The organism is Acinetobacter modestus (assembly GCF_014636095.1).
In the GTDB taxonomy this organism is placed as follows: Bacteria; Pseudomonadota; Gammaproteobacteria; order Pseudomonadales; family Moraxellaceae; genus Acinetobacter; species Acinetobacter modestus.
In genome coordinates, this window is sequence record NZ_BMDV01000004.1 from 110,414 (window position 1) to 134,737 (window position 24,324).

The following is a 24,324-nucleotide window of genomic DNA, read 5'->3' on the forward strand; positions in this document are numbered from 1 at the left end:
CTTTAAATGGCCCCTTATTTTTTAATTGTACGACAACGTTGTAATAGTTGATGGCAGGCTAAACGGATCATCGCCGTAGTAATTTGAACCTCTTTACCTTGGCTATCGACCATATAGCATGTATTGACTGGATTACTGTCTAAAACATGCTTAAAACCGTGATTCACTAATCTTTCGCTCACATTCATAATTATATACCTCATATTATTTGCTAAGGTACTCAAGATACCTATGGCTCATTCTATGGTTCTAGTATTTAAAATTCATGATAGAAAGTAAAATTTCAGTTGTAACAAGGATTAAGCGAAATTTTGTTACAACTTTAGCTCAGAATGATATCGTATTGCTCTTGCGTATATAAATTTTCAACTTGGAATTTAATCACTCGACTAATGAAATGCTCTAAATCTGCGACTGCTGGGGCTTCTGCCGTTAATAAGCGATCAATCACTGCTGGATGTGCAACGACAGTAAAGCCACTCTTGGAATCAAAAGCACGGGCATAACGCAAAATTTCTCGAAATATCTCGTAACATACTGTCTCTGCTGTCTTTACATATCCACGTCCCTGACAAGTTGGGCATGATTCACATAATAAATGCTCTAAAGACTCACGTGTACGTTTACGTGTCATTTCAACCAAGCCTAATTCTGAAACTTGGGTGATTTTTGTTTTGGCATGATCACGTTCAAGCATACGTTCAAACTGACGCATGACCTCTTGTCGATGCTCAAGCTCTTGCATGTCAATAAAATCAATAATGATAATGCCACCCAAATTACGTAGACGAAGTTGTCTCGCAATGACTTGTGTCGCTTCCATATTGGTTTTAAACACCGTGTCTTCTAAACTACGACCACCCACATAAGAGCCTGTATTCACATCAATCGTGGTCATTGCTTCAGTCTGATCTATCATCAGATAGCCACCTGACTTAAGTGCTACACGGGTCTGCAAGGCCTTCTGAATGTCTTCTTCGACGTTATACAAATCGAAAAGTGGCTTTTCGCCGGGATAGTGAATCAGACGATTTTCAATCGTTGGCACAAACTCAAGCACAAACTCATTTAATTTGGCATGAATTTCACGAGAGTCGACATAGATTTTTGCAGTTTCATCACTGGCTAAATCGCGGACAATTCTTTGTGGTAAAGGTAATTCTTCAAAAATAAGTTCAGGTGTCGCAACTTCTTTTTGTTTACGTTGAATATATTCCCAAAGCTTACTCAAATAGCACATATCTTGTGCAATCGCAGCTTCGTCCACACCTTCCGCTGCGGTACGAACGATCACACTGCCTGGTAAGCTGTGTTCAGTCTGAATGCGTTCAATCATGCTACGAAGACGATCACGCTCTTCTTCTGATTCAATGCGTTGTGATACACCGATATGATTACCATAAGGCATTAACACAAGATAGCGCGATGGGATAGAAAGATCTGTGCTTAGACGTGCACCTTTGGTTCCCAACATGTCTTTCATTACTTGAACCGTCAACATCTGTCCCGGATGCAAAAGCTCAAAAACATTTGGGGTAGGTTGCGAACGTGACCAAACCATATCATTGATATGTAAAAAAGCAGTCCGAGACAACCCAATATCAACAAAAGCAGCTTGCATACCTGGCAGTACACGTACCACTTTACCTTTATAAATATTACCCACTAAACCACGTTTTACAGTGCGCTCAACAAATAATTCATTGACCGTACCATTTTCAATTAAAGCCACACGACATTCCATCGGTGTGACGTTAATTAGCAATTCTTCTGCCATAATCCACTCAAAATTTTATAAAAATTCTTATATCCGAAAGTGTCTACTTTAAATTTTAACGCTTTCTAATAACTGTGCTGTTTCGTACAACGGTAAACCGACCACATTACTATAACTGCCCCGAATTTGGGGAATATATTGAGCTGCTATCCCTTGGATTGCATACGCCCCTGCTTTTCCAACAGGTTCACCTGTTGCCCAATATCTTTCCATGTCGAAATGACTAAGCTGTTGTAACTCTACTTGTGTTCTAACCACATCACTTAAGCATTGGATAGAAGTTGCCACACAAATCCCAGAATAGACATCATGCCATTGCCCAGAAATTGTTGACCAGATTTCAAATGCGTGCTGCTTTGATTGTGGTTTTCCAATGATCTTGCCTGCAAAACTTAAACTGGTATCCGCAGCAATCACAATTGCATTAGGAAATAAGCCTAGAACAGCATGTGCCTTTGCTCTCGCTAATCGTTCAACATATTGTTCTACAATTTCCCCTTCACGGACACTTTCATCAATATTTGGACTATATATTTCAAAATCCAAACTGAGTTGTTGCAACAACTCCTTTCGACGAGGTGAACTCGAAGCTAAAATTATACGCGCCATTTTTGTAAGCAGTAATAAACCATCGGCCATCCTATCACGCTAGTAACAAGCGGTTGCCAATGTCGCGCTATTGAAAAATGTGTACTCAATATTGTTTGACTCATCCACAGAAAGGTTAAGTGTGCAATAATTGCAAGTACAGCGATTACCCATGAGTTCGCGAAAGTTAAAATTCGACGTTCACGAATAAAATAACGCGTACCAAACGTAATCAACACAAAACTTAGTGCATTTAAACCCAAAGGCGCATCTAACAATAAATCAGTGAAAATACCCATTCCAAAGGCGAACCAAACCCCACACCAACTAGGTTGATAAAGAATCCAGAACAGCATGATCATCAGCATAATTGATGGTCGCCATCCTGAAGCTTCGTAAGCAATTGGATAAACTAAAAGAACTGACCCGATAATAATTGAGATGATAATCATCCAAAGTGGATCTTTGCGTTTTTCAAAACTCAATCTAGCGATCGGCATAAGGTTGCTCCTGCGCTAAAGATTCTGAAAATAACACTACCACATGATGACCACTGGCAAGCTGTGCCGCAGGAATAACATCAATTTCTGCAAACTCACCTGAAGTATGACGGCTAACCTTAGAAACAGTACCCACCAAATAACCAGCAGGAAAGTGTTCACCCAAACCAGAACTAAATACCTTATCACCCGCTTGAATATTCGCGCTCGTCGGGACGTATTCCATTTTTAGGTGACCTAAATCACCTGTTCCAGATACAATCGCACGCATTCCTGTCCGTTCTAAACGTACAGACAACGAATGTTCTTTATCAGATAACAACATGATACGGGCACTATGTGGGTACACATTAATCAATTGTCCCATAATCCCTTTATCATCGAGAACAGTTTGCCCAACTTTTAAGTGATCCACAGAGCCACGGTTAATGATAATAATATGGCGCAATGGGTCGGCATCTGTTCCAATCACTTCTGCAATTTGCATACGTCCATCGATAATCAATGGCGTATCCAAAAGCCCCCTTAAACGGTTATTTTCCGCGGAGAGTTCTGAAAGTTTTTGGAGTCGAACTTGAGCTTGAAGGAGTTCAGCCTGCATTGCGGTATTTTCACGGCGCAATTGGGTTTCAGATTTGGTTTGTTGGTTCAGCCATTCTCGCGACAATACAGGATAACTTGCCAGCGCATAAATTGGATTATACGCTGCATACAAGACATCTCTTGCAGGCTTAATCACATAAGGCATGCGCCAATCAAAGAAAAGCACCACCAAACATGAAATAACCGCAATAATAAATGAGCGAAAAGATGGCGGTTGTCTTGAAAAAAGATTCGGTTGCACCGCCTAGTCCTTATGATTTAGCCAACAAAAAGCATGTCATGGTTCGGATTATCAAAGAACTCTAAGACTTTACCGCCACCACGCGTGACGCAAGTTAAAGGGTCATCCGCAACAATCACAGGTAGACCTGTTTCTTGCGCAAGCAGTTTATCAAGGTTACGCAATAATGCACCGCCACCTGTCAACACAATACCGCGCTCTGCAATATCCGAAGAAAGTTCAGGTGGAGTTTGTTCTAAAGCAGATTTGACTGCGCTCACGATGCTTTGTAATGGGTCAGCAATCGCTTGTGAGATTTCATCAGAAGTGACGGTAATCGCACGAGGTACGCCTTCTGCCAAATTACGACCACGAACTTCAATCTGAAGGGTTTTGCCATCAGTCACAGCCATACCCACTTCTTTCTTAATGGTTTCTGCTGTGGTTTCCCCAATCACGCAACCATGCGCTTTACGGACATAATTGATGATTTGCTCATCAAATACATCACCACCGATACGTAATGAATCGGCATAAACACAACCTTGTAATGAAATGATCGCAATCTCAGTCGTACCGCCACCCACATCAACCACCATCGAACCACATGCTTGTTCGACTGGCATACCTGCACCAATCGCTGCCGCCATTGGCTCTTCAATTAAACGGACATCACGCGCGCCTGCATTAAATACAGCTTCACGAATCGCACGACGTTCAACTAAAGTCGATTTACATGGGACACAGACCACAACACGCGGTGCTGGTGGAAATAAACGCTTTTCATGTACTTTACCGATAAACTGATTCAACATGGTCTCAGTGACTTCAAAATCGGCAATCACACCGTCTTTCATCGGACGAATCGCTGAAATATTCGCTGGTGTACGACCTAACATTTGTTTAGCATCAAGACCAACAGCAGCAACAATTTTTTGCGAACCGCTATGACGAATCGCCACAACAGTCGGTTCATTTAATATAATGCCACGGCCTGGTGCATAAATAAGTGTATTTGCCGTACCTAAATCAATGGCTAAATCCGGCGAAAACAAGCCAATTAGTCGTTTTAGAATCACGGGGGCGTTCTCAATTAAACTTTGTATGGATGCAAGGTGGCAACTTTAACGAAATGTGATGCTTTGAACAAGTCAATCGCTTATTATAACGCACGATATTTTGCAATTTTTTGATACTGAATTAGGTAAAGTTATGTCTACATCATCAGATGCTCAGCAGACAACGGACTTAAATGCACAGACCGTTTCAGCGATTGCACATCTTGCTCGCCTGTCTCTAAATGACACGCAATCTACTGAATATGCTCAAAGTTTAAATAAAATTCTTGGCATGATGGAAAGCCTAAAAGGCATTAATACCGATAATGTTGAGCCTTTGAAAAGTCCTTTTGATAATCCGCAACCTTTACGTGCTGATATTGTAAGTGAAAGCAACCATCGTGATGAATATCAAGCGGTAGCCCCTGCAACTGAAGCAGGTTTGTACCTTGTACCTCGTGTAATTGAATAATTTCTATTCGATTAGTCAATATTTTATATTTAGAATGTAAAGAAATTTTTCATATGACAGATTTACATCGCTTATCAATCCGTGAACTCTCTGAAGGGCTAAAACAAGCTCAATTTTCATCACGTGAATTGACTGAACATTATTTAAAACGTATTGCCAAAATTGACCCAAAAGTAAAAAGTTATGTGACGGTTACAGCAGAACATGCACTTGTTGAAGCTGATGCTGCTGATGTTGCACTTAAGTCAGGTCATGCACATGCGTTGGCAGGCATTCCTCTTGCACACAAAGACATTTTTTGTACCCAAGGCATTAAAACCACTGCCGGTTCAAAAATGTTGGATAACTTCATTTCACCTTACGATGCGACTGTCGTTGCAAAAGCCAAAGCTGCGGGTCTCGTGACTTTAGGTAAGGTGAACATGGATGAATTCGCTATGGGTTCAACCTCTGAAAGTTCTTACTTTGGTGCAACAGGTAACCCTTGGGCATTAGATCATGTGCCAGGTGGTTCATCAGGTGGTTCCGCAGCGGCTGTGGCGGCTGATCTCGCGCCGATTGCAACAGGTACGGATACTGGTGGTTCAATTCGCCAACCAGCTTCATTCTGCGGCTTAACAGGCTTAAAACCGACCTATGGTCGTGTGTCTCGCTTCGGTATGATTGCCTATGCATCATCACTGGATCAAGGCGGTCCAATGGCGCGTTCTGCGGAAGATTGTGCGTATTTGATGAATGTCATTGCGGGTCATGATGCCAAAGACTCAACTTCGATCAACAAAGAAGTGGATGACTATGTTGCTAACCTAAATGGCACTGCGGTGAAAGGTCTACGCATTGGTATTCCAAAGCAATACTTCAATGTGACAGGTTTAGATGCAAATGTGAAAGCACGCGTTGAAGAGTCATTGAAAAAGCTTGAAGAGATGGGTGCGATCTTGGTTGAGATTGATCTCAACATGACTGAAGCTTACGTACCAACTTACTACTTGATTGCACCTGCGGAAGCTTCTTCGAACCTGTCACGTTTTGACGGTGTACGCTATGGTTACCGTTGTGAAAATCCAGTGGATTTAATGGACTTGTACAAACGCTCACGTTCAGAAGGTTTTGGTGCTGAAGTACAACGTCGTATCCTGATCGGGACTTATGCTCTTTCTGCGGGTTACTACGATGCCTATTATGTGAAAGCACAAAAAGTACGTCGTTTGATTCAGCAAGATTTCTTGAAAGCATTTGAAAATGTTGATGTGATTGCTGCGCCATCAGCCCCAACCACTGCCTACAAAATCGGTGCCAACCTCAGCCCGACTGAAATGTATTTAGGTGATATCTATACCCTTGCTGTGAACTTGGCAGGTCTACCAGCCATCAACGCACCTGTTGGTTTCGATAAAGACAGCTTGCCTGTGGGCTTACAGTTGATTGGTAACTATTGGTCAGAATCACAATTGCTTTCGATTGTGCATCAATATCAACAAAATACAGACTGGCATACCAAACGTGCGGCAATTGCTGAGGAGAATGCGTAATGACTGAAGCTCAAAAGTTAAAGTTAATTGACGGTTGGGAAGTCGTTATCGGGATCGAGATCCACACTCAGTTGGCGACCAAGTCTAAAATCTTCTCAGGTTCATCGACTGAATTTGGTCAAGACCCAAATACACAAGCCAGCCTTGTTGATTTGGCGATGCCGGGCGTATTGCCTGTATTGAATGCGGAAGTGGTTGATCTTGCGATTCGCTTCGGTTTGGGGATTGATGCCTATATCGATCAAGCGTCTGTATTTGCACGTAAGAACTACTTCTACCCAGATTCTCCAAAAGGCTACCAGATCAGCCAGATGGACAATCCGATTGTGGGCTTGGGTCATATCGACATCCAGCTCGAAGATGGCACTGTGAAGCGTATTGGCGTGACTCGTGCCCATCTTGAAGAAGATGCTGGTAAATCGATCCACGACCAATTCGAAGGTATGTCAGGTATCGACTTAAACCGTGCGGGTACGCCATTGCTTGAAATCGTATCTGAGCCAGATATGCGTTCAGTTGAAGAAGCAGTTGCCTATATCAAATCGATTCATACCCTCGTGCGTTGGTTAGGGATTTCTGACGGTAACATGGCTGAAGGTTCGTTCCGTGCCGACTGTAACGTGTCACTCCGTCGTCCGAGTCAACCTTTCGGTACACGTTGCGAGTTGAAAAACCTCAACTCATTCCGTTTCATTGAGCAAGCGATCAATGTTGAAATTGAACGCCAAATGGAAATTTTGGAAGATGGCGGCACAATTGATCAGGAAACCCGTTTGTTCGATCCGAACAAGATGGAAACCCGCTCAATGCGTTCAAAAGAAGAAGCGAACGACTATCGCTACTTCCCAGATCCAGACTTGTTGCCTGTGATCATTGCGGATGAGCAGATCGAAGCGGCACGCGCTGCCCTTCCAGAATTGCCTGCTGCACGTCGTGAACGTTTTACTGCTGATTTCGGTGTGACTGAGTACGATGCACATGTATTGACGCTGTCACGCGAAATGGCGGACTTCTACGAAGCAGTTGTGGCTGCTGCTGGCGGTGCAAAGCAAGGTAAAGTCTCTGCAAACTGGGTGATGGGTGAATTCTCTGGCGCTTTAAACAAAGCGGGCCTAGAATTGGCGGACTCTCCAGTTTCTGCTGAGCAATTGGGTGGCATGATCGCGCGTATCGTGGATAACACCATTAACGGTAAAATTGCGAAGCAAGTGTTTGGCTTTATGTGGGAAGCAGAAGGAAAATCTGCGGATGACATTATTGCTGAGAAAGGCTTAAAGCAAGAAACCGATACAGGTGCGATTGAAGCGATTATCAAAGATGTACTTGCAGCCAATGAAAAAATGGTTGAAGAGTACAAATCTGGTAAAGAAAAAGCTTTTAACGGTCTGGTTGGTCAAGTCATGAAAGCTGCAAAAGGTAAAGCCAACCCAGCTCAAGTGAATGAATTAATGAAGAAATTGATTGGCTAAACTAGTCTAATTTCTAACAAAACCCGCTTTAGAGCGGGTTTTTTATATTTTTAATTTATTACGATCATCATCAATATAAGACATTGTAATATCAATCAGACAATCAATTAATTCTTCAAAAGTAAAACCCATATTTTGAGATGAAAAGAAATTCATGGTCAGTGCCACACTGGAATTAATTAAAACATAAACCATCAATTTCAGATTTTTTATTCTGAGCACTTCAGGATGTTTCACCGCGTATTCAATCGCTAATGTATTGATCGCCTTGACTGCTTTTACATGACTGGCTTCGGTACTGTATTTACTCGATACACTCAGCCAATAAAAATATTTATTCTCATCTGCTGCTAAAAACTCACCAATATGTAAGAAAATAGATCGAATCGCTTCGGGAATTTCCATTTCCTGAATGGTTGGAATGACCTCGTAAATCACTTTGGCAAGCTCAGCAATAAAGTGTTGTTGCATCTCTACAAACAAGGCTTCTTTATTTTTAAAATATTCATAAAAGCTTCCAGAGCCTACGCCTGCAATCTCACAGACTTTCAACACGGTAGTGTGGTCCAATCCATTATTTTTTACTGATATAAATCCTGCATCAACTATAGACCTATAAGTATTTTTAGACCTACTTTGTTTTGGTTTTCTTATAGTTACCATTATAAAAATCTCATCCTTAAATCCGTCTTTTTCCCGTATAAATTCACTGATAGATTCTATATACATACTAAATTTTGTTCAAATTGTATTCAATAGATGACAAGGAAAAAAGATGAATATAGCAGTGCAGTCTCTACAACGAATCGTTCGCCGTAATGTGGTTATTCCTTTAGACAAAAACAAAAAATTTTCTTTTTACTATGAAGATAATTCTGTTGTGACCTCTCTTTTTGTCGTTTTATCTGCGATGTTTCCACCGGGTGAAATGTTCTTCATCGAGAGCGTGCGTAATGTTCGTGATCAAATTGCGGATGAAAAGTTACTCGAAAATATTCGTAATTTTATTGCGCAAGAAGCCTTTCATAGTCGAGAACATAAATCTCTGAATGAGCATCTGATTCAATCAAATTATCCAGAGGTAGTCAAAATCGAAGCCTTAACCAAAGCAAGATTGGATAAATTTCGTAAACTTCCCAAAGTTGAGCAATTAGCGGCAACTGTAGTAATGGAACATTTCACAGCTACTCTTGCTCGTTTGCTGTTAACTGATCCATTAATCAAACAGAAAACTACTCAAGAAAGTCGAAATCTTTGGGAATGGCATGCGCTGGAAGAACTAGAACATAAAACTGTTGCTTTTGATGCGCTGAAAGCGATTGGTGGTAATACGGTTAGAAATAGAAAAATTGCTTTGATTCGAGTAGCTCGCTTTATTGCCCCGATAACCTTTGATTATTGGATACAGATTTTAAAACGTAAGGATATTAAATTTTCAGCCAAAGAACTGAAAGATGCATTTTATTTGGCATTTGGTGGTGTAAATCGTTTAGGTATTTTTTCTCGCACATTTATAGAAATGCTTGATGTCAGAGATCAACATTTTGATCCATTGGATATGCAGACAGAACAACTCGAAGCTGAATACCGTGAAAAACTATTTGGAGAAAATGGAATCTTAAAAAGTGCACTTAAAAGCTGAGTTAGTTTGAAATGGAAAGTGCCTTTAAAGTTTTTGTAGGTCAAGTCATGAAAGCTGAAGAAAAAGGTAAAGCCAACCCAGCTCAAGTGAAAGAATTGATGAAAAAATTGATTGGTTAAATCATCTAATTTCGAAAGAAAGCCCGCTTTAGAGCGGGATTTCTTTATTTAAATTATTTCTTTTTTTTCTGGATTTTGGCTTTTTTCCTACGTTTTTCTTTTTCATGCTTTTGTTGTATCGCTTTAAAAACATCTTTACTAGGTTTCACTTTTTTTGGAACTATTGCAGCCCATTCTAGAGATTTATTTTTTTCCTTTAGAACATCTTTTAAAGTTTTCACTATTAATTCAGATTTCAAAATTAAATTATCATTATCTATTGCATTTGGATTAAATCCAAATCCATTAGGCATTTCTAGAATATTCGTTATATAAAACTTACCAACCTTTTTATAGCGCTCTAAAAAATTATCTAAGTTAATACTACTTGATGGAGTCATTAGATTTACACGAGAAACTGCCATAAAAAGTTTTTCTTCATTTTGTAAATCTGTTCCTTCTGAAAGTTCATCTAAGTAACTTACATTAGGTCCAATCATAACCTTATAGTGTGCAGCATTTTCTTTATCAACTTCAGTTATAATTGATATTCTAATTTTTTCAAAAATATCATTATTACCTATACGATTACTAATAGCATCAAAAATAAGCTTACCACTATCAGGATTCTCAAACCCAAAACCTAAAATAGGAATATCATTTTCATCAAGCATATTATAAGCAAAAGCTGTACCTTTCCATTTAGCTTTATTCCACAATTCAATATCTATAAGGCCTGAGACAAATAATGTTTTACGAGATTTTTGTTCTAATGGCATTAGTTTGAATTCTGCTACAGGCTCTTTACCTAACTCAGGTCTTAAATTCTGGGTTTTACCAGACAATCTATTAATTAGTTTAGTTTTCTGCTTATCATTTGATAAATCGTAATATGTATATGGTCTTAAAGGATCTAAAATATATTGTTCACTATCACTTTCGAAAAGAATAGGAATATATTTTGTATTATTATTAACACTCTCATATACATTTTGAATAATTTGGGTGGTTTCCCATTTAGCACCCAAGCCCTTAGGCTCACTATTAGAACCTTTACTTCTAGCGTAATATATAGGTGAGGCAACTACTAAAACAAAATCTGACTCATCAATTTGTTGAAGCATCCATTTAGCCCAACCTTGGGGTGGGGCTTCTTCATATTGATCAATTTCTGCATCAATCCCCAATGAACGCAATTCATTAGAAAAATTTAGCACCTGATCACTTAGCATCTCGCTTTCATGTGCATAACTGATAAATACTTTTGGAATTTTGCTCATAAAATATAATTTATTATTACGACTGTATAAATATACAAGATTATTAGGATAGCTACACTTAAAAAATTACCATCTAACTTTCAAATCAGAAAATTATGGACTTAGAAATAATACGCCTAATAACCTCCGTTGTTCAAGATTTCAGTTATTTCACCTCGAGCTAATATATAAAAGGATAACGCGCTTTTATTAATGACATATTTAACATGCCAGTAATCAATCTAAAATAACTAATCACCTCTTAAAACACCCAACTTATTCCAAATATCAGGTGTCAAAAAAGTCGTAACCAATCTATTTAAATCAATATAACGTAACGTGCCTTGCAACTGCTGTCTGACAGCTGGGTCTTTCACAATATCCTCACCCGCACTTTGACCTAACTGCTGAAAAGCCTGTCCAACTGCTTGAATTCCTTCAGCTTGAATCACGGCCTTAGTCTGTGTTGAACACTGCGCCACAATCACACGCTGTAACACCTGTGCCAATTTCTGATCCAACTGAGTTTTCTGCTCAGGTGTAACATTACTAAAAGATTTTAAATCAGGATGTGCAGCCAAAGCCGTAAACGTCCATTGCAACACCGTAGTCTTATCTGCTGCGGTAGTCGCTTTAACCAAACAATCACTGAGTTGATCGACTGTTGGCCCTGCCATCGCCACTTGGGTTGTTCCCAACACAGCCGCAGCCATCAACACAGAACGACTCAAATGAGAAAATTTACGGCGGGCAGAAGTATAAACTCGAGACATAAGCACAGTTCCAAATTGCAATCTTTCCCTTTGTACCACGCTCTGTCTAGATCATCTGTTATGACGCTGTAAATTGCGTAAGTCCACGCCCTTAAAGCTTTGGCAAAATGTAAAACTCGAACTTAACCTTGTCCTTGATAATCCCAGTTTGCAGGAATATTTGGCTGTTTTGGCACATTGTTTAAATCAATATTGAGATTGCGACTACCATTAAATGATTTTTCACCTGAATCCGATGCAGGTGATACTTCTAAACTGTAACGATAACGGAATTGCCACAACATCGGTTTAATCAGATGAATCTCTAGACTCAAACTATCTTCATCATGGCATTTACCTTTAGAAGTTTCATAATCTTGTTCAGAGAAACATGCCCGAATCATGCGACTAAAACTAAAAGGATAATTTTCAATAAAACGATGTGTCTGCCCTGAATCCTTTAATTCATAAAAACTAGCACGCTCAATCCCCGCGCCACCACCAGAATACATTTCTGAAAAGGTATCAATCTGCGCAATCGCATAACGGTTTTCAGTCATGGGAAATAGTTTAGGAAAAATATATTGGCTAGTCCGTACCATTTCCTCAGTGGGTGCTAATTGTATATGCCACTGATGAGTTAATTTCAGTCCAGTTTGCGATAGATGAAATTGAGCAATATCACTTCCTGACAATAACCATAGATTTTGATCCGTAGTTTTCAAACTGCGCCATTGTGCTTGCTGTGGACAGACACCTTTAAGTTGTTCACAAATTTGACTTTGCTCAACCTGACTGAGTTTCCCCTTTTTGAACTCTAAAATCTGCAACGGTGCAGCAAAAATTGAGGAACTAAAACAACTGAATGAAACAGTTAAAATCAGCCCACGTAAATGAATTTTATTATTCAGCATGATATTTCCTTAGGCTATTTTTATTTATTCAAAATGCTATTTTACAACTGCTTCAATCTGATCAAGTTCCCAAACCCCACCCGCAGCAAGCCCTTTACACATGCCTGTCCACATATCTTTGGTATGTACAAATTTCTGACCATCCCAGACCCATTCATCACTTGACCAACAATCTCCTATGCCACGACCTTTTTGTGCACTACTCATCACTCCTAAACCAAAGTCAGAGGCATGTTCCGTCACCAAAGTCGCTTTTCCTGTTAATGATTGATCGAGTATCCATGCACCATGACCTTCGTTATAGGCTGCTCGCCAACACAAAGTCATCGCCAATACTTTATTGTTACTTAACTTATAAAGCTCGATTGGTTGCGATTCTGTTCCATCACCATTATAGATACCCTCACAGAATCCCTCCTCTTTTGGGATCGGTTGTGCTGCCATTAAAAGTGGATATACGGATTGATACTGTTTTGTTTTAGGTTGTAGCGTGAGATAAGGTTTATCGGCTGTTTTCACCTTTTTCACAACCAGTTTAGGTTGAGCAGCCAGAACCTTAGATTCATCAGCATTGCCTTTTTTAATCAATGCCCCAACCGTACCGACTCGCTTTTGAAAATCATCCATTTTCAATAAACTAGCTGTCATACCTGCATCAGAGATTTGCCATTCGACATTTGAATTTTTAAAGACAATATCTGTCTTTTGTTTGGCTTGTTGCAATAAGCCATTCACCTGATTTGTAGAAAGTTTCCCCATGATTGGGAACTCAGTGCCATCAACAGAGACTTGTCCCAAATCTTTTCCATTCACATAAAAATGAATATTTTGGAGTTTAGCTGCTGGCAGTGATTCTTGCTCAAAATTTGCAAGCGCGAACTCAGCACTGACTGTTTGCTTTGCTCCAGCTTTGCGCGTTAATAACACCGATGCAGGTTCATTTTGTCCGTCTTCATTTTGATAACCAGCAGCACGACATGTTCCTGTATTACTACAGTAAATTTCCCAATCTTGATGTGAAAATGAAATACCTTTGATTTCTTGTGCGAAGCTAGTAGAACTTAGTACCATAAAGCAGCAAACTGAAAGTATATTCTTCACTGGTATCATTCTGTATTACTCATATTTATTATCAAACTTGAAAACAGTTTAAAGCGGTGATCTACACTTGTCATATGTCATTTTATTGCAGAAGATACTAGCTTAAAGCAAACTGAGTTTGGTCAAATTTAAAAATGAAAAGAACAATTTTATTTCCCACGATTTTAATGAGTATGTTCTCCTCAGCCACTCATGCTGAAATTACGCTATTTAATGCAAATTTCCCTCAGTTTTCAAATAGTGCAAAAGAACGAAAAGCAGAAAATCAAATTTACCCTCTCGGTGAAGCTTCTTTTGCAAATAATGTTCGAGTGCCTTTTTACGGGATAACCGCGCTCAACCCTGTGGAAGATGGTTTATTAAAAGACTTTAAATCATGTTCCGCAAAAAGCTGTCATTTCGATTTTAAATTAGATGCTAAACAAGCTGAACAACTCAAGTTATGGGCTATTCCAGAAATAGGAATTGTGCTTGTACCTAGAGATTGGCAAGACATACAATCAAATGCAGGAGCGAATGGTACTGGATCTGCCTTAATTATGAGTCCAAATCAGAAACAAGCAATTCAGCTTTATGATTCATCGTTTTGTGTAGGTTGCGGCATGCCAAATGCGACGCTTTATTTTCCGCATCTTTTAAAACAAAGTGTGGAATATGAATACGGCGGTTATCAAGATCCGCTTAAATTACTGAAGATCGTACACCCTTCAAAACAAATCGCTTTCTTTAGTTATCAAATTCCTAAGCTGAAGAATAGAACACATGGCGTAGCAAAATATCAAGATGAAGACACGTTTAACTTTAGAGAAATCAAAGTCACCGTTGATCAATCACAACAGCATTTGGTTGGAACCATTCTAAATTTTTACAACGCGACTCACTAATCAAATCATAAGCACAAAAAAACCTGCTAGTTGCAGGTTTTTTATTGATAAAGAACTTAATCCCTATCAAGAATGGATTCAAACGCTTTTAAACGTTTTCGAATCGATAACAGTTCAATAATCGTTTTCCATGAACTAACAAGATACTGGAAAGATGTCCCAACTTGTATAAAGACACCACGAATCTGATTAATTAAACCGAGTGTTAATAATCCCCCCGCAATTGCAGGAAATAAGACGACTAAACTATAGAGTACATCGAGTTGACCATACCATGAGGCTGTTAAATTAAAATACGTATAGTGAAAATATAATCGAAAGTAGTTTTTACGAACACGTCCAAAAAGCTCTTTTAACGTTGCAGGTTGTGCACGATCAGCATGATCTTCACCATAAACTAATTCTTTACGGTATGCTGCTTCAACCTTTTGATTATTAAACTGTAGTCCTGGTAATTTAACACCTACCACCATGAGTAAAACTGTACCGAAGATTGCCCATGTAATGGCAGCCCAGACCAAAGAATATTGTAACTCTCCAACCAATGGAATCACAGGAACATGTTTTGAAAGCTGAAATAATAAGGGTAAAAAAGCAATCAGTGTCATCACAGACTTGACAAACTCAACCCCTAAATCTTCCACAATCGTAGCAAACCGCATGGTATCTTCCTGCACACGTTGCGCTGCTCCTTCTACATGACGTAACTGCTGCCAGTGTTCAGTATAATATTCATTCATTGCTGTCCGCCAACGGAATACATAATGACTGGTAAAAAAAGAATTTACGACGGCAAGAGTAATTGCAACCATTGCAATATATAGAAACACCATTGATTCTCTATATAAATCAGCAATATTCCCACCACCATTAGTCAACATTCTCTGAATCAAATCCCAGAATGGAACATACCAAGCATTGACAGCAACACTCACCTGTACTGCAAACCAGATATTAAACAGTATGAATGCAGATCCCAATATTGACCAGTTTTGCCATTTATTATCAGAAAAAAACCGCCAGAACCCTGCAAATAACCCTGTAGCAACTATAAACCACAAATAGAACCAGAGTGATGACGATTCCCAAAAACGGCTGACCCCGACCGAAAGTTCAGCATCGGCATACCCTTTAGGAAAACCAAGATATTCACCCCAACTATGACCACCTGTATACCAAAGCAGCATATTCAGGGCTAACCACACAACGACTGAAATAAAGAACAAGCGTGGGTTAGGAAAAAAAGATTTAAACATCGCGTTTAACAATCCTTGTAGTGTTGCTATTGACGTTAGAACGTCATCCTATAATTTCAAACTTAAATTTGTCTGATAAAAAAGTTTAATGAATGGTAGTTATTTACCTGTTTTCTCAATTTTTTGATAGCTTTTTGTAGCGTATTTACAATTTGTTTAATAAACATCGACTGGATAGACGAACTTAAACCTTATCGTTGCCTATCCTTAATTCAATATTTTGCGGAAACTATGGCTCAAGGCTACTCATTTTTAAAGCTAAATCCTGTTGATTTAAATCAACTTGCTTTGTTTTGCTTTTAATTACCCATTGAATATTAGCCAATTTTTCTTTTGCAGCATCAATACCCGCTTGCATAGTCATTTCACGACCTTTGATATCAAAGATATGCGCTTTTTCACGTAGATCAGGCTGAATGATAATATCTGCATTTTTCAATTCTTCTTCAGCTAAACGTCCTTGCATAATGTTGATATTTTGGTTGAATAGCCCCCAAACATTACTGGTTTCGGTATGAATAGGTTGTGCCAAAATATCCACTGCAATCACCACATCTGCGCCTAAATCCCGTGCAACCTGCACAGGTACAGGACTGACTAGGCCACCATCAACATATTCCACATTACGGATCTTGGTTGGTACAAACATACTCGGAATCGAAGCAGATGCGCGTACTGCTTGGCCTGTATTACCATAATTGAATACAGTTTTGGTGCCGTCTTTTAGTTCCGTTGCAACCACATACATCGGGATTTTTAACTTCTGTAAAGGAATGTTTTGGACTTGCTCATTCACATAATCCTCAACTTTTTTACCATCAAAGAAACCTTTTAAACTGACATTCACTTCTCTTACATCGGTAGCCTTAAGCTTAAGCGCAATATCTCTCAACTCTGCAGCGGATTTACCACTTGCATAAATTGAACCTACAATACTGCCTGCACTTGTACCTACAATAAAATCAGGGCGAATGCCTTGCTGTTCCAACACCTCAAGTACGCCGATATGAGCGTATCCACGTGCCCCACCACTGCCGAGTACTAACGCAACAACAGGTCTTTTTTCTTGTTGTTTAATATGTGCAAAAGGCTGAACAACTGCTTGTACTTGGGCATCTTCAACTAAAGGTTTTAAATGCGAAGTCGTTTGACAACCCGCCAAAATCACCATTGAAAGTCCAAGCGTCAATAATTTAAGCTGTTTCATATGCTGTCTTGCCATATCTACGTGGTTCTATCTTTTAATTTTAACGCCATTATTCGTGAAATGCTGTATCAATTTTTATGTATATATCCACAATATATTCATAAAAAAAGCCCCTCGAAAGGAGCTTTAATTTGATGAAATAAGCCTTTATCAATTCAATAACTTACCAGATATCAGAATCTACTTTTTTCTTCAATTCTGGATAATTATCAATCTTAAATTCAGGCTCTTGAATGCCTTTCTTTAACTGAGATGTGTAGTCTTTCAATAAAGTACGTGCTATAGGTGTTAATAGTAAGATTGCTACCAAGTTAATGGTCGCCATAATACCCATGAACAAATCTGCTAATGACCAAACCAGTGGAACGCTACCGATTGCACCAAAGTACACCATCACTAATACGAGCACTCGGAAGATGAACATCACTTTTGGATTATTATTAATAAACTGCATATTACCTTCGGCATAAGCATAGTTACCTAAAACAGCCGAATAACAGAATAAGAATAATAAAATTGCGAGGAAATCACCGCCCCAACTTCCGACCTGAGTTTCTAAAGCACGCTGTGTTAGTTCAACCCCAACAAATCCAGCATCATGATAGACACCCGAAACTAAGATAATAATCGCAGTACTTGTACATACTATGAAGGTATCGACAAACACACCCAGCATTTGAACCAAACCTTGGTTCACAGGGTGTTTTACATCTGATGCCGCGGCAGCATTCGGCGCAGAACCCATACCCGCTTCATTTGAGAACAAACCACGTTTGATCCCTTGCATCATAGCCATAGAAATCATGGCACCAAAGAAACCACCTGCAGCTGCATTAAACTGGAATGCTTCGGTGAAAATGAGTTTAAAAATGCCTGGCAACAACTCGTAATTACTAATCGCAATATATAAAGCAACTGCCAAATAGAGACCTGCTTTTAATGGCACAAACATTTCCGCAAATTTAGCGATACGTTTGATACCACCGAAGATTGCTAATGCAACCATAACGACAAGTGCAAGACCTACCCATGAAATTTCGAGATCAACGCCACCCAAGTGTGCAATCAGATTCGCTTTATCCCAACCCCACGCATGAGAAGAAGCATTGGCAATCGCATTGATTTGAACTGAGTTAAAAACAAAACCATAAGTAAAAATGAGAGCAAGCGCAAAGATCACACCAAAGGTTTTACTGTGTAAGCCTTGAGTAATGTAATAAGCAGGTCCTCCACGGAATTGCTTACTATTACTATCTCTAACTTTAAATAACTGAGCAAGTGAAGATTCAATAAACGCTGAACTCATACCCAAAATTGCGGTAAACCACATCCAAAACACAGCACCTGGACCACCAATCGCAATTGCGATTGCTACACCAGCAATATTACCCACCCCAACTCGACTGGCTAAGCCCGTTACAAACGCCTGAAATGGTGTCAATCCGTGCGTATCTTTTTCGCCTTTACGGCTGCCTTTCATGACTTTGATACTATGAAAGAACATTCTGATCTGTACTGCTTTCGTTGCAACAGTATAGAAAATTCCTACTGCCAGTAGGAAAATGACCAGAAAGTCCCATAAAGGATCATTAAAAAAACTTACCCAAGCCATCAGGGTGTCATTTAATTTTTCATTCATCACTTATTCGCTTTTAAATATTTTATGTACGCCCGTACATATACGATAACAATGGATGAACCAAAAAAGCCCCACATGGGGCTTTTGATCCGACTTAGGCAAAGAATTTCAAAATTAATTGAATTACTGTTGCATTAATTAAATCAACAAAGAACGCACCACAAAGCGGAACAATTAAAAATGCTTTATGTGATGGTCCATACATGTTGGTAATTGCTTGCATGTTAGCAACAGCTGTTGGCGTTGCTCCCATACCGAAACCACAGTGACCAGCAGCAAGAACTGCTGCATCATAATTTTTGCCCATGACACGGAAAGTAATAAATGCTGCATACAATGCCATGGTAATGGTTTGCGCACCCAAAATTACAACCAGCGGGCCAGCCAAATCGGCTAATTGCCACAACTTTAATGACAACAATGCCATCGCTAAATAAAGTGACAAAGATGCATTACCAAACACATCGATTGCACGATCAAAAATATCAACTTTTAATACGCTTTCTAAAATATTACGCAGGATGACACCACCACCCAATGCCCATACAAAGGTTGGTAACTCAAACCATGTGCCTTTGCTATAACCTGTCATAAACTCAGCAAATGCTAGACACGCCGCAAACATACCCAATGTGGTAATCGCATTATCGGCCGTAATTAAACGCACTTGATGTGGATTTTCAAATGGTGCGAGTTCATCAGGGTGTTGATCTAAATGGGTATCACGATTCTTAATTGCAGTGGATGATTGCTCTTGAGCGAGGCTATAACGATTGATTAATAGTTTTGCAAGTGGCCCACCAATGATGCCGCCAATGATCAAACCAAAAGTTGCACTTGCCATGCCTAGCGCTAATGCACCCTGAATTCCATGTTGGGTTTCAAGAATTTCACCCCACGCGCCTGCTGTACCGTGTCCACCTGTTAAAGTGATTGAGCCTGCAATCAATCCGACCAAAGGATCAATACCTAAAAGCGTTGCGAGGCTCATGCCGACAGCATTTTGAACCACGATAAACGAAGCAACACAAACCAGAAAAATAACCAGCCCAAGTCCACCTTCTTTCAACTTCATAAAATTGGCACTCAAACCAATTGAAGCAAAGAAAATCAGCATAAAACTCGTTTGTAATTGGCTACTAAAAACAATGCTATAACCCCACATTGAATGTACCAATAGCGAAACAACAGCTGCAACCAAACCACCAGCTACAGGTTCAGGAATATTGTAACGACGCAAGAAATCAATTTGATTAACAAGAAAACGCCCTAACAGCAGCACAATGACGGCTGAAATCAGGGTATAAAAACCATTAAAAGTAAATTCCATATCTTCTTCCGTTTATTTTATTAGTCTTTTAGACGGTTTTTCCATCGTGTAGCTAATAAAATAGTAACTCTCAAAATGAGTGAAAACTCAATCAACTTAATAAAAAGCATACAGTTCTTTGTAAGAACTCAACCAAATGAAGCGATTGGTTTCCACGGATGATTACGTTTATAGGATTAGGCTAGAAGTTGTAGCGAGCCATTGCCCCTACGCGGTTATCCTTACCTTTTAGACCATTAAAGGTTTTACGTTCGCCATAGATATATTCCAAACCAAACGTAATCGGAGTAACTGGTGAATACATGATGTTCCACCAACCTTGTTGTAAGGTTTTGTTCTGCGTTGTATCCGCAAATGCTTGTTGTGCAAATTGATTATTATCTTTTGCAAACATTGCGCCATACGCTAAAGTACTGCGCAATTTAGGGCTAACTTGATAAGTTGTACCAACGGTGAGTGCATCAAACTCATTCAGATTCAACTCAAAATTATTGGGATTTACATTAAAAGCACTATTGGTATAAAGCAAAAACTTACTATCACCTTTCACATGCGAATAATCGATCATCGCTTGTAAAGAATCAGTGAATTTATACTTACTTCCTACGGCAATACCCCACCCTAGACCAGCATCATCAGCTGTTAATTGATTATTATTCTTGTCGTAACTCGCTCTGCTACGCGCTTCTGTTACTAAAACACGGGCTGAAGCCGTACCTTTGCCATCATCAAAATCATATTTTAACTTAGAGGTCAAAGCTGGAGCTCGGTTATCGTCATTGCCTTTTTCTAAAGCAAGCATATAACTGGTGTCTGGATTAAATTTTCCGCTATAGCGAACCATCGGAGTACGATAAGTACCGCCCCCTAAAGGAGAATTGAAATCAATCATTTCTGGCTGTAAATCTGTCGCCAAGAACGTAGATGTGGTTTGACCAAATAACCAATTATTTAAAGTCATATACGCATGGCGGATACGAATCGTATCGTTACTACTACCACCACGAAAATCAACTTCTAATTTCCCACCAACATCCGCTTCTTGAATGGGTGCTTTAAAATCTAGACCTAATCGCGTAACTGTTGCCGTACTATAAAAACGATCACTATTTTTTTCATTGCCTTCAAGATCAACTTTATTGATTCGGTTAAAAATAGCATCGCCGCCTTTTGCCTGATACGAGGCATCGCCACGTAGAAAACCGTATAGCTGAACTTGCGTACCCGAAGCAGAATTAAAACTCAAAGGCGATTTTTGAGCCGCTTGCTGGGTATTTGTTGAAATATTTTGAGTGGATACTGAAGCAACAGTAGTAGATCGCTGGGTATCGTACTGCGGTACATTATTTTTTTGTTTTGACTGAGGAACATATTGTTCCAATAAAGCTCTTAATTCTTTTACTTCATCTCGAAGTTGTTGAATTTGTTCTTGTTCGCTAGCAGCCTGCGCATTGTTCATCATGAAGACAGCAATGGTAAACGCCAATCCCTGAACTATGAACGGCTTACGGATGAGAGGTAAACTCATGAGAAGCTCCTGTATTCGTGTATATTTCAACATTTTCCATAAGCATAAAATTGGGTAAATAAATATGCTTATCATAGAAAACTTCCCTCACCTTCTTGGTCAGAAAAGCCTAATCAATTTTTAAAAAGGGCGTATTATGCATAAATTTAGATTATTGTGTGTATTTTTTTATTCCAATCATCATAACGATTTCAGCGTGTATCAATAAATACTATTTCTATTTCATTGCGTTACAAATATATTTCTTTTTCACATAAAGATAACAAATTAAAAATTTTATGGACAATCTCATCTCGTTAATCTTTACTCGATTATTTTTTACTCAAATCTCAATCTACGACTAAAAATCCATCCTCAAATCTATCTTATTACTTTATAGTCTCACCACATGAGAAAGAGCAATAAGCTTAGGAACCTTAAGATGAACATGGAACAAATCCGTTATGTGGATGATGCGATTACAACCCGTCATTCTGTACGTGCATTTTTAGATACACCAGTTGCAACAGAAACAATCAAAGATATTTTAAATGTTGCTGCTCGTGCACCATCAGGTACGAATACTCAACCATGGAAAGTCTATGTGGTGACAGGCCAAAAACGCGCCGAGATGATTGAGCGAGTTTGTGCTGCTCAACAAGCACTTTTTCAACAACCAGAACTCGCTGAACAATATCAAGAAACTTTCGCCTACTACCCTGAAACATGGATTTCACCATTTATTGATCGTCGTCGTGAAAATGGTTGGGGACTATATGGTTTGCTAGGTATTCAAAAAGGCGAAAAAGAAAAAATGGCGGCGCAACAATTGCGCAACTATCAATTGTTTGATGCGCCTGTCGCACTTTATTTTACAGTCAATAAAGCAATGGGAATTGGCTCAAAAATGGATATTTCCATGATGATCCAAAATGTAATGATTGCGGCAAAAGCACGTGGTTTAGATACTTGCCCACAAGCAGCATGGAATCATTTTCACCCCATCGTTTTAGATGTTTTGGGTGCTCCAGAAAATGAAGAGTTGGTTTGTACAATTGCCTTGGGATATGCTGATCCTGATCATATCGTCAATACCTTCATTACTCCCCGTGAACCCGTTGAAAACTTTACAGTATTTTTAGACCAGTAAATTGTTTAAATAACAGTATCTCTATGCAGAGGTACTGTTTTGTAGCTGTTTTCCAACTTTTAAAATTGCAAACAAACCTGCGCTAGTAAACATCAACATCATAATGCCCATATTGAGGCTCGCTCTCCATAACAAGAAATTTAAAATTACGCCACCCAACAAACCACATGCAAACTGCATACTCCCCATAATCGCACTCGCAGTTCCAGCACGCGCACCCTGCTTAGACATCGCCAAAGCCATTGCATTAGGACCAGTTAATCCAATACCTGACACAACTAAAAAAAGCCCAGACATTAATAACCACAATGGTGCATTCGCCATCAGCCCTGCACTGATGACAACAACTGCTCCAAAGCATTGAATCGAACCACCTAATCGTAACCGCTGAAAAATACCCATTCGAGTATTTAAGTGCTTATTGATTGAAGACATCAACATAATCCCAGCTGCATTAAATGCAAATGCATAAGAGAACTGTTGCTGAGACAATCCATACTGCCCCATAAAAACGGCTGAAGCAGAGCTGATATAACAAAATAATGCTGCGCCAGTTAAACAACCTGCAAACATTGGCACTCTGAAACTGTCATCTTTTAGAATTGCAGCATAAAGTGTGGTGACTTGATAAGTCGATAATTTTAAACGGCGTTCAAGAGGTAATGATTCTTTAAAGAAGAAATGTATACACAACCAGCAGATCACACCAATCATTGCCAGCGTCAGAAAAATAGCCTGCCATGGGAAAAATGTCAGAATCCATGCACCAAACATCGGGGCTAGAATAGGCGCAAGCCCCATTACGATCATCATGCTTGAAAAGGCTTGAGCTGAACCTTGCATGTCTAAGCGATCACGTATAGCAGCTCTCGCAATCACAACACCAACACAACCACCTAAAGCCTGAAAAATTCGTGCAGCAATCAAAGCCCATTCATTTGTTGTAAACGCACAAGCCAAACTTGCAATCACATAAAGGCTAAGCCCAAAATATAAGGGAGGCTTGCGCCCAATACGATCACTCACAGGTCCATAAATTAATTGACCTATGGCTAAACCCAAAAAGTAAGCAGGTAATGTATTTGCAATCATTTGGGTACTTACCCCAAACTCATTTGCCATTTGGGGCAATGCGGGTAAATACATATCAATTGACAATGGACCGAGTGCTGTCAACAAAGCAAGTAACAAAATCCATGCTGTTGAATACTGACGCTGATTCGATTGTTCTACCTGCATAATACTCTACTTTTCAAGTTTATTTATTTTTCTAAGCTTAGCATCCTCACCATATTTGTGCATAATATTAGAGTCTGCTGATACCTAAAAAATGTTAACAGGCATGATCATAAATTGATTGCCGAAT

Annotated in this window: 23 protein-coding genes and 1 pseudogene; 7 read left to right on the forward strand and 17 right to left on the reverse strand. The window is 39.3% G+C overall.

Annotated features, from left to right (window positions below):
* Positions 1-14 precede the first annotated feature (14 nt).
* The 6 genes from IEV17_RS10675 to IEV17_RS10700 all read right to left on the reverse strand — a co-directional run bounded on the left by IEV17_RS10675 (position 15) and on the right by IEV17_RS10700 (position 4,767).
* A complete protein-coding gene (locus tag IEV17_RS10675) occupies positions 15-188 on the reverse strand; it encodes a PA1571 family protein (protein ID WP_004664584.1) in 174 nt (57 codons plus the stop codon).
* A gap of 134 nt (positions 189-322) precedes the next feature.
* The gene (gene rng, locus IEV17_RS10680; protein WP_004664586.1) at positions 323-1,777 is read right to left on the reverse strand and encodes a ribonuclease G; all 1,455 of its coding nucleotides are present in this window, start codon (positions 1,775-1,777) and stop codon (positions 323-325) included.
* Positions 1,778-1,825: 48 nt separating this feature from the next.
* A complete protein-coding gene (locus tag IEV17_RS10685; RefSeq protein ID WP_034601982.1) occupies positions 1,826-2,386 on the reverse strand; it encodes a Maf-like protein in 561 nt (186 codons plus the stop codon).
* Positions 2,374-2,865 carry a rod shape-determining protein MreD gene (mreD, locus tag IEV17_RS10690; RefSeq protein ID WP_004664590.1) on the reverse strand — a complete coding sequence of 164 codons (492 nt, stop codon included), beginning with the start codon at positions 2,863-2,865 and terminating at the stop codon, positions 2,374-2,376. The genes IEV17_RS10685 and mreD overlap by 13 nt, the downstream gene beginning before the upstream one ends.
* The gene (gene mreC / locus IEV17_RS10695) at positions 2,852-3,709 is read right to left on the reverse strand and encodes a rod shape-determining protein MreC (RefSeq protein ID WP_004664592.1); all 858 of its coding nucleotides are present in this window, start codon (positions 3,707-3,709) and stop codon (positions 2,852-2,854) included. The genes mreD and mreC overlap by 14 nt, the downstream gene beginning before the upstream one ends.
* Positions 3,710-3,726: 17 nt before the next feature.
* Positions 3,727-4,767 (reverse strand): rod shape-determining protein, encoded by a 1,041-nt coding sequence (locus IEV17_RS10700; protein WP_004664594.1) that lies wholly within the window; start codon positions 4,765-4,767, stop codon positions 3,727-3,729.
* A 133-nt stretch (positions 4,768-4,900) separates the two neighbouring features.
* Between IEV17_RS10700 and gatC the strand changes: the two genes are divergently transcribed.
* Genes gatC through gatB form a run of 3 tightly spaced genes read left to right on the forward strand, consistent with a single transcriptional unit; the run spans position 4,901 to position 8,219 of the window.
* Positions 4,901-5,218, forward strand: a complete 318-nt coding sequence (gene gatC, locus IEV17_RS10705) for an Asp-tRNA(Asn)/Glu-tRNA(Gln) amidotransferase subunit GatC (protein ID WP_004664595.1) — start codon at positions 4,901-4,903, stop codon at positions 5,216-5,218.
* Positions 5,219-5,271: 53 nt separating this feature from the next.
* Positions 5,272-6,750, forward strand: coding sequence for an Asp-tRNA(Asn)/Glu-tRNA(Gln) amidotransferase subunit GatA (gene gatA / locus IEV17_RS10710; RefSeq protein WP_004664596.1), 1,479 nt, complete (start codon positions 5,272-5,274; stop codon positions 6,748-6,750).
* A complete protein-coding gene (gene gatB, locus IEV17_RS10715; protein WP_004664598.1) occupies positions 6,750-8,219 on the forward strand; it encodes an Asp-tRNA(Asn)/Glu-tRNA(Gln) amidotransferase subunit GatB in 1,470 nt (489 codons plus the stop codon). Before gatA ends, gatB begins: the two co-directional genes overlap by 1 nt.
* Positions 8,220-8,261: 42 nt before the next feature.
* On the opposite strand, the gene IEV17_RS10720 is transcribed toward gatB, so the two are convergent.
* Entirely contained in the window at positions 8,262-8,882 is a 621-nt protein-coding gene (locus IEV17_RS10720; protein ID WP_004664600.1) for a TetR/AcrR family transcriptional regulator, read from the reverse strand.
* A gap of 112 nt (positions 8,883-8,994) precedes the next feature.
* Here IEV17_RS10720 and IEV17_RS10725 point away from each other — a divergent pair, with 112 nt between their 5' ends.
* Both IEV17_RS10725 and IEV17_RS10730 read left to right on the forward strand, forming a co-directional pair.
* The gene (locus tag IEV17_RS10725) at positions 8,995-9,861 is read left to right on the forward strand and encodes a metal-dependent hydrolase (RefSeq protein WP_004664602.1); all 867 of its coding nucleotides are present in this window, start codon (positions 8,995-8,997) and stop codon (positions 9,859-9,861) included.
* Positions 9,862-9,875: 14 nt separating this feature from the next.
* Positions 9,876-9,980, forward strand: a pseudogene (locus tag IEV17_RS10730) (hypothetical protein); the annotation flags it as partial.
* A gap of 53 nt (positions 9,981-10,033) precedes the next feature.
* On the opposite strand, the gene IEV17_RS10735 reads toward IEV17_RS10730, so the two are convergent.
* The 4 genes from IEV17_RS10735 to IEV17_RS10750 all read right to left on the reverse strand — a co-directional run bounded on the left by IEV17_RS10735 (position 10,034) and on the right by IEV17_RS10750 (position 13,994).
* Entirely contained in the window at positions 10,034-11,239 is a 1,206-nt protein-coding gene (locus IEV17_RS10735) for a toll/interleukin-1 receptor domain-containing protein (protein ID WP_004664606.1), read from the reverse strand.
* 230 nt (positions 11,240-11,469) lie between these two features.
* Complete coding sequence (locus IEV17_RS10740; RefSeq protein ID WP_004664608.1) at positions 11,470-11,991, reverse strand: hypothetical protein; 522 nt, start codon at positions 11,989-11,991, stop codon at positions 11,470-11,472.
* Between the two features lie 122 nt (positions 11,992-12,113).
* Positions 12,114-12,884: a hypothetical protein gene (locus IEV17_RS10745; protein WP_004664610.1), complete on the reverse strand. Its 771-nt coding sequence runs from the start codon at positions 12,882-12,884 to the stop codon at positions 12,114-12,116.
* A 36-nt stretch (positions 12,885-12,920) separates the two neighbouring features.
* The gene (locus tag IEV17_RS10750; RefSeq protein ID WP_004664612.1) at positions 12,921-13,994 is read right to left on the reverse strand and encodes a DUF1176 domain-containing protein; all 1,074 of its coding nucleotides are present in this window, start codon (positions 13,992-13,994) and stop codon (positions 12,921-12,923) included.
* Between the two features lie 125 nt (positions 13,995-14,119).
* Here IEV17_RS10750 and IEV17_RS10755 point away from each other — a divergent pair, with 125 nt between their 5' ends.
* Positions 14,120-14,869 (forward strand): DUF4850 domain-containing protein, encoded by a 750-nt coding sequence (locus tag IEV17_RS10755; protein WP_188363583.1) that lies wholly within the window; start codon positions 14,120-14,122, stop codon positions 14,867-14,869.
* A 56-nt stretch (positions 14,870-14,925) separates the two neighbouring features.
* Here the strand turns inward: IEV17_RS10755 and sbmA are convergent, their stop codons facing one another.
* The 5 genes from sbmA to IEV17_RS10780 form a co-directional block, all read right to left on the reverse strand.
* A complete protein-coding gene (gene sbmA / locus IEV17_RS10760; protein ID WP_004664618.1) occupies positions 14,926-16,125 on the reverse strand; it encodes a peptide antibiotic transporter SbmA in 1,200 nt (399 codons plus the stop codon).
* A gap of 229 nt (positions 16,126-16,354) precedes the next feature.
* Entirely contained in the window at positions 16,355-17,332 is a 978-nt protein-coding gene (locus IEV17_RS10765; protein WP_034602047.1) for a patatin-like phospholipase family protein, read from the reverse strand.
* Positions 17,333-17,495: 163 nt separating this feature from the next.
* Entirely contained in the window at positions 17,496-18,971 is a 1,476-nt protein-coding gene (locus IEV17_RS10770; RefSeq protein WP_004664622.1) for an alanine/glycine:cation symporter family protein, read from the reverse strand.
* A gap of 94 nt (positions 18,972-19,065) precedes the next feature.
* Positions 19,066-20,301: a sodium/glutamate symporter gene (gene gltS, locus IEV17_RS10775; RefSeq protein WP_004664624.1), complete on the reverse strand. Its 1,236-nt coding sequence runs from the start codon at positions 20,299-20,301 to the stop codon at positions 19,066-19,068.
* 181 nt (positions 20,302-20,482) lie between these two features.
* Positions 20,483-21,829, reverse strand: coding sequence for a DcaP family trimeric outer membrane transporter (locus IEV17_RS10780; protein ID WP_004664626.1), 1,347 nt, complete (start codon positions 21,827-21,829; stop codon positions 20,483-20,485).
* A 421-nt stretch (positions 21,830-22,250) separates the two neighbouring features.
* Here IEV17_RS10780 and IEV17_RS10785 point away from each other — a divergent pair, with 421 nt between their 5' ends.
* Complete coding sequence (locus tag IEV17_RS10785) at positions 22,251-22,958, forward strand: nitroreductase (protein WP_004664628.1); 708 nt, start codon at positions 22,251-22,253, stop codon at positions 22,956-22,958.
* 21 nt (positions 22,959-22,979) lie between these two features.
* Here IEV17_RS10785 and IEV17_RS10790 read toward each other — a convergent pair whose 3' ends face one another.
* Positions 22,980-24,197: a multidrug effflux MFS transporter gene (locus tag IEV17_RS10790; protein WP_004664630.1), complete on the reverse strand. Its 1,218-nt coding sequence runs from the start codon at positions 24,195-24,197 to the stop codon at positions 22,980-22,982.
* Between the last annotated feature and the right edge of the window lie 127 nt (positions 24,198-24,324).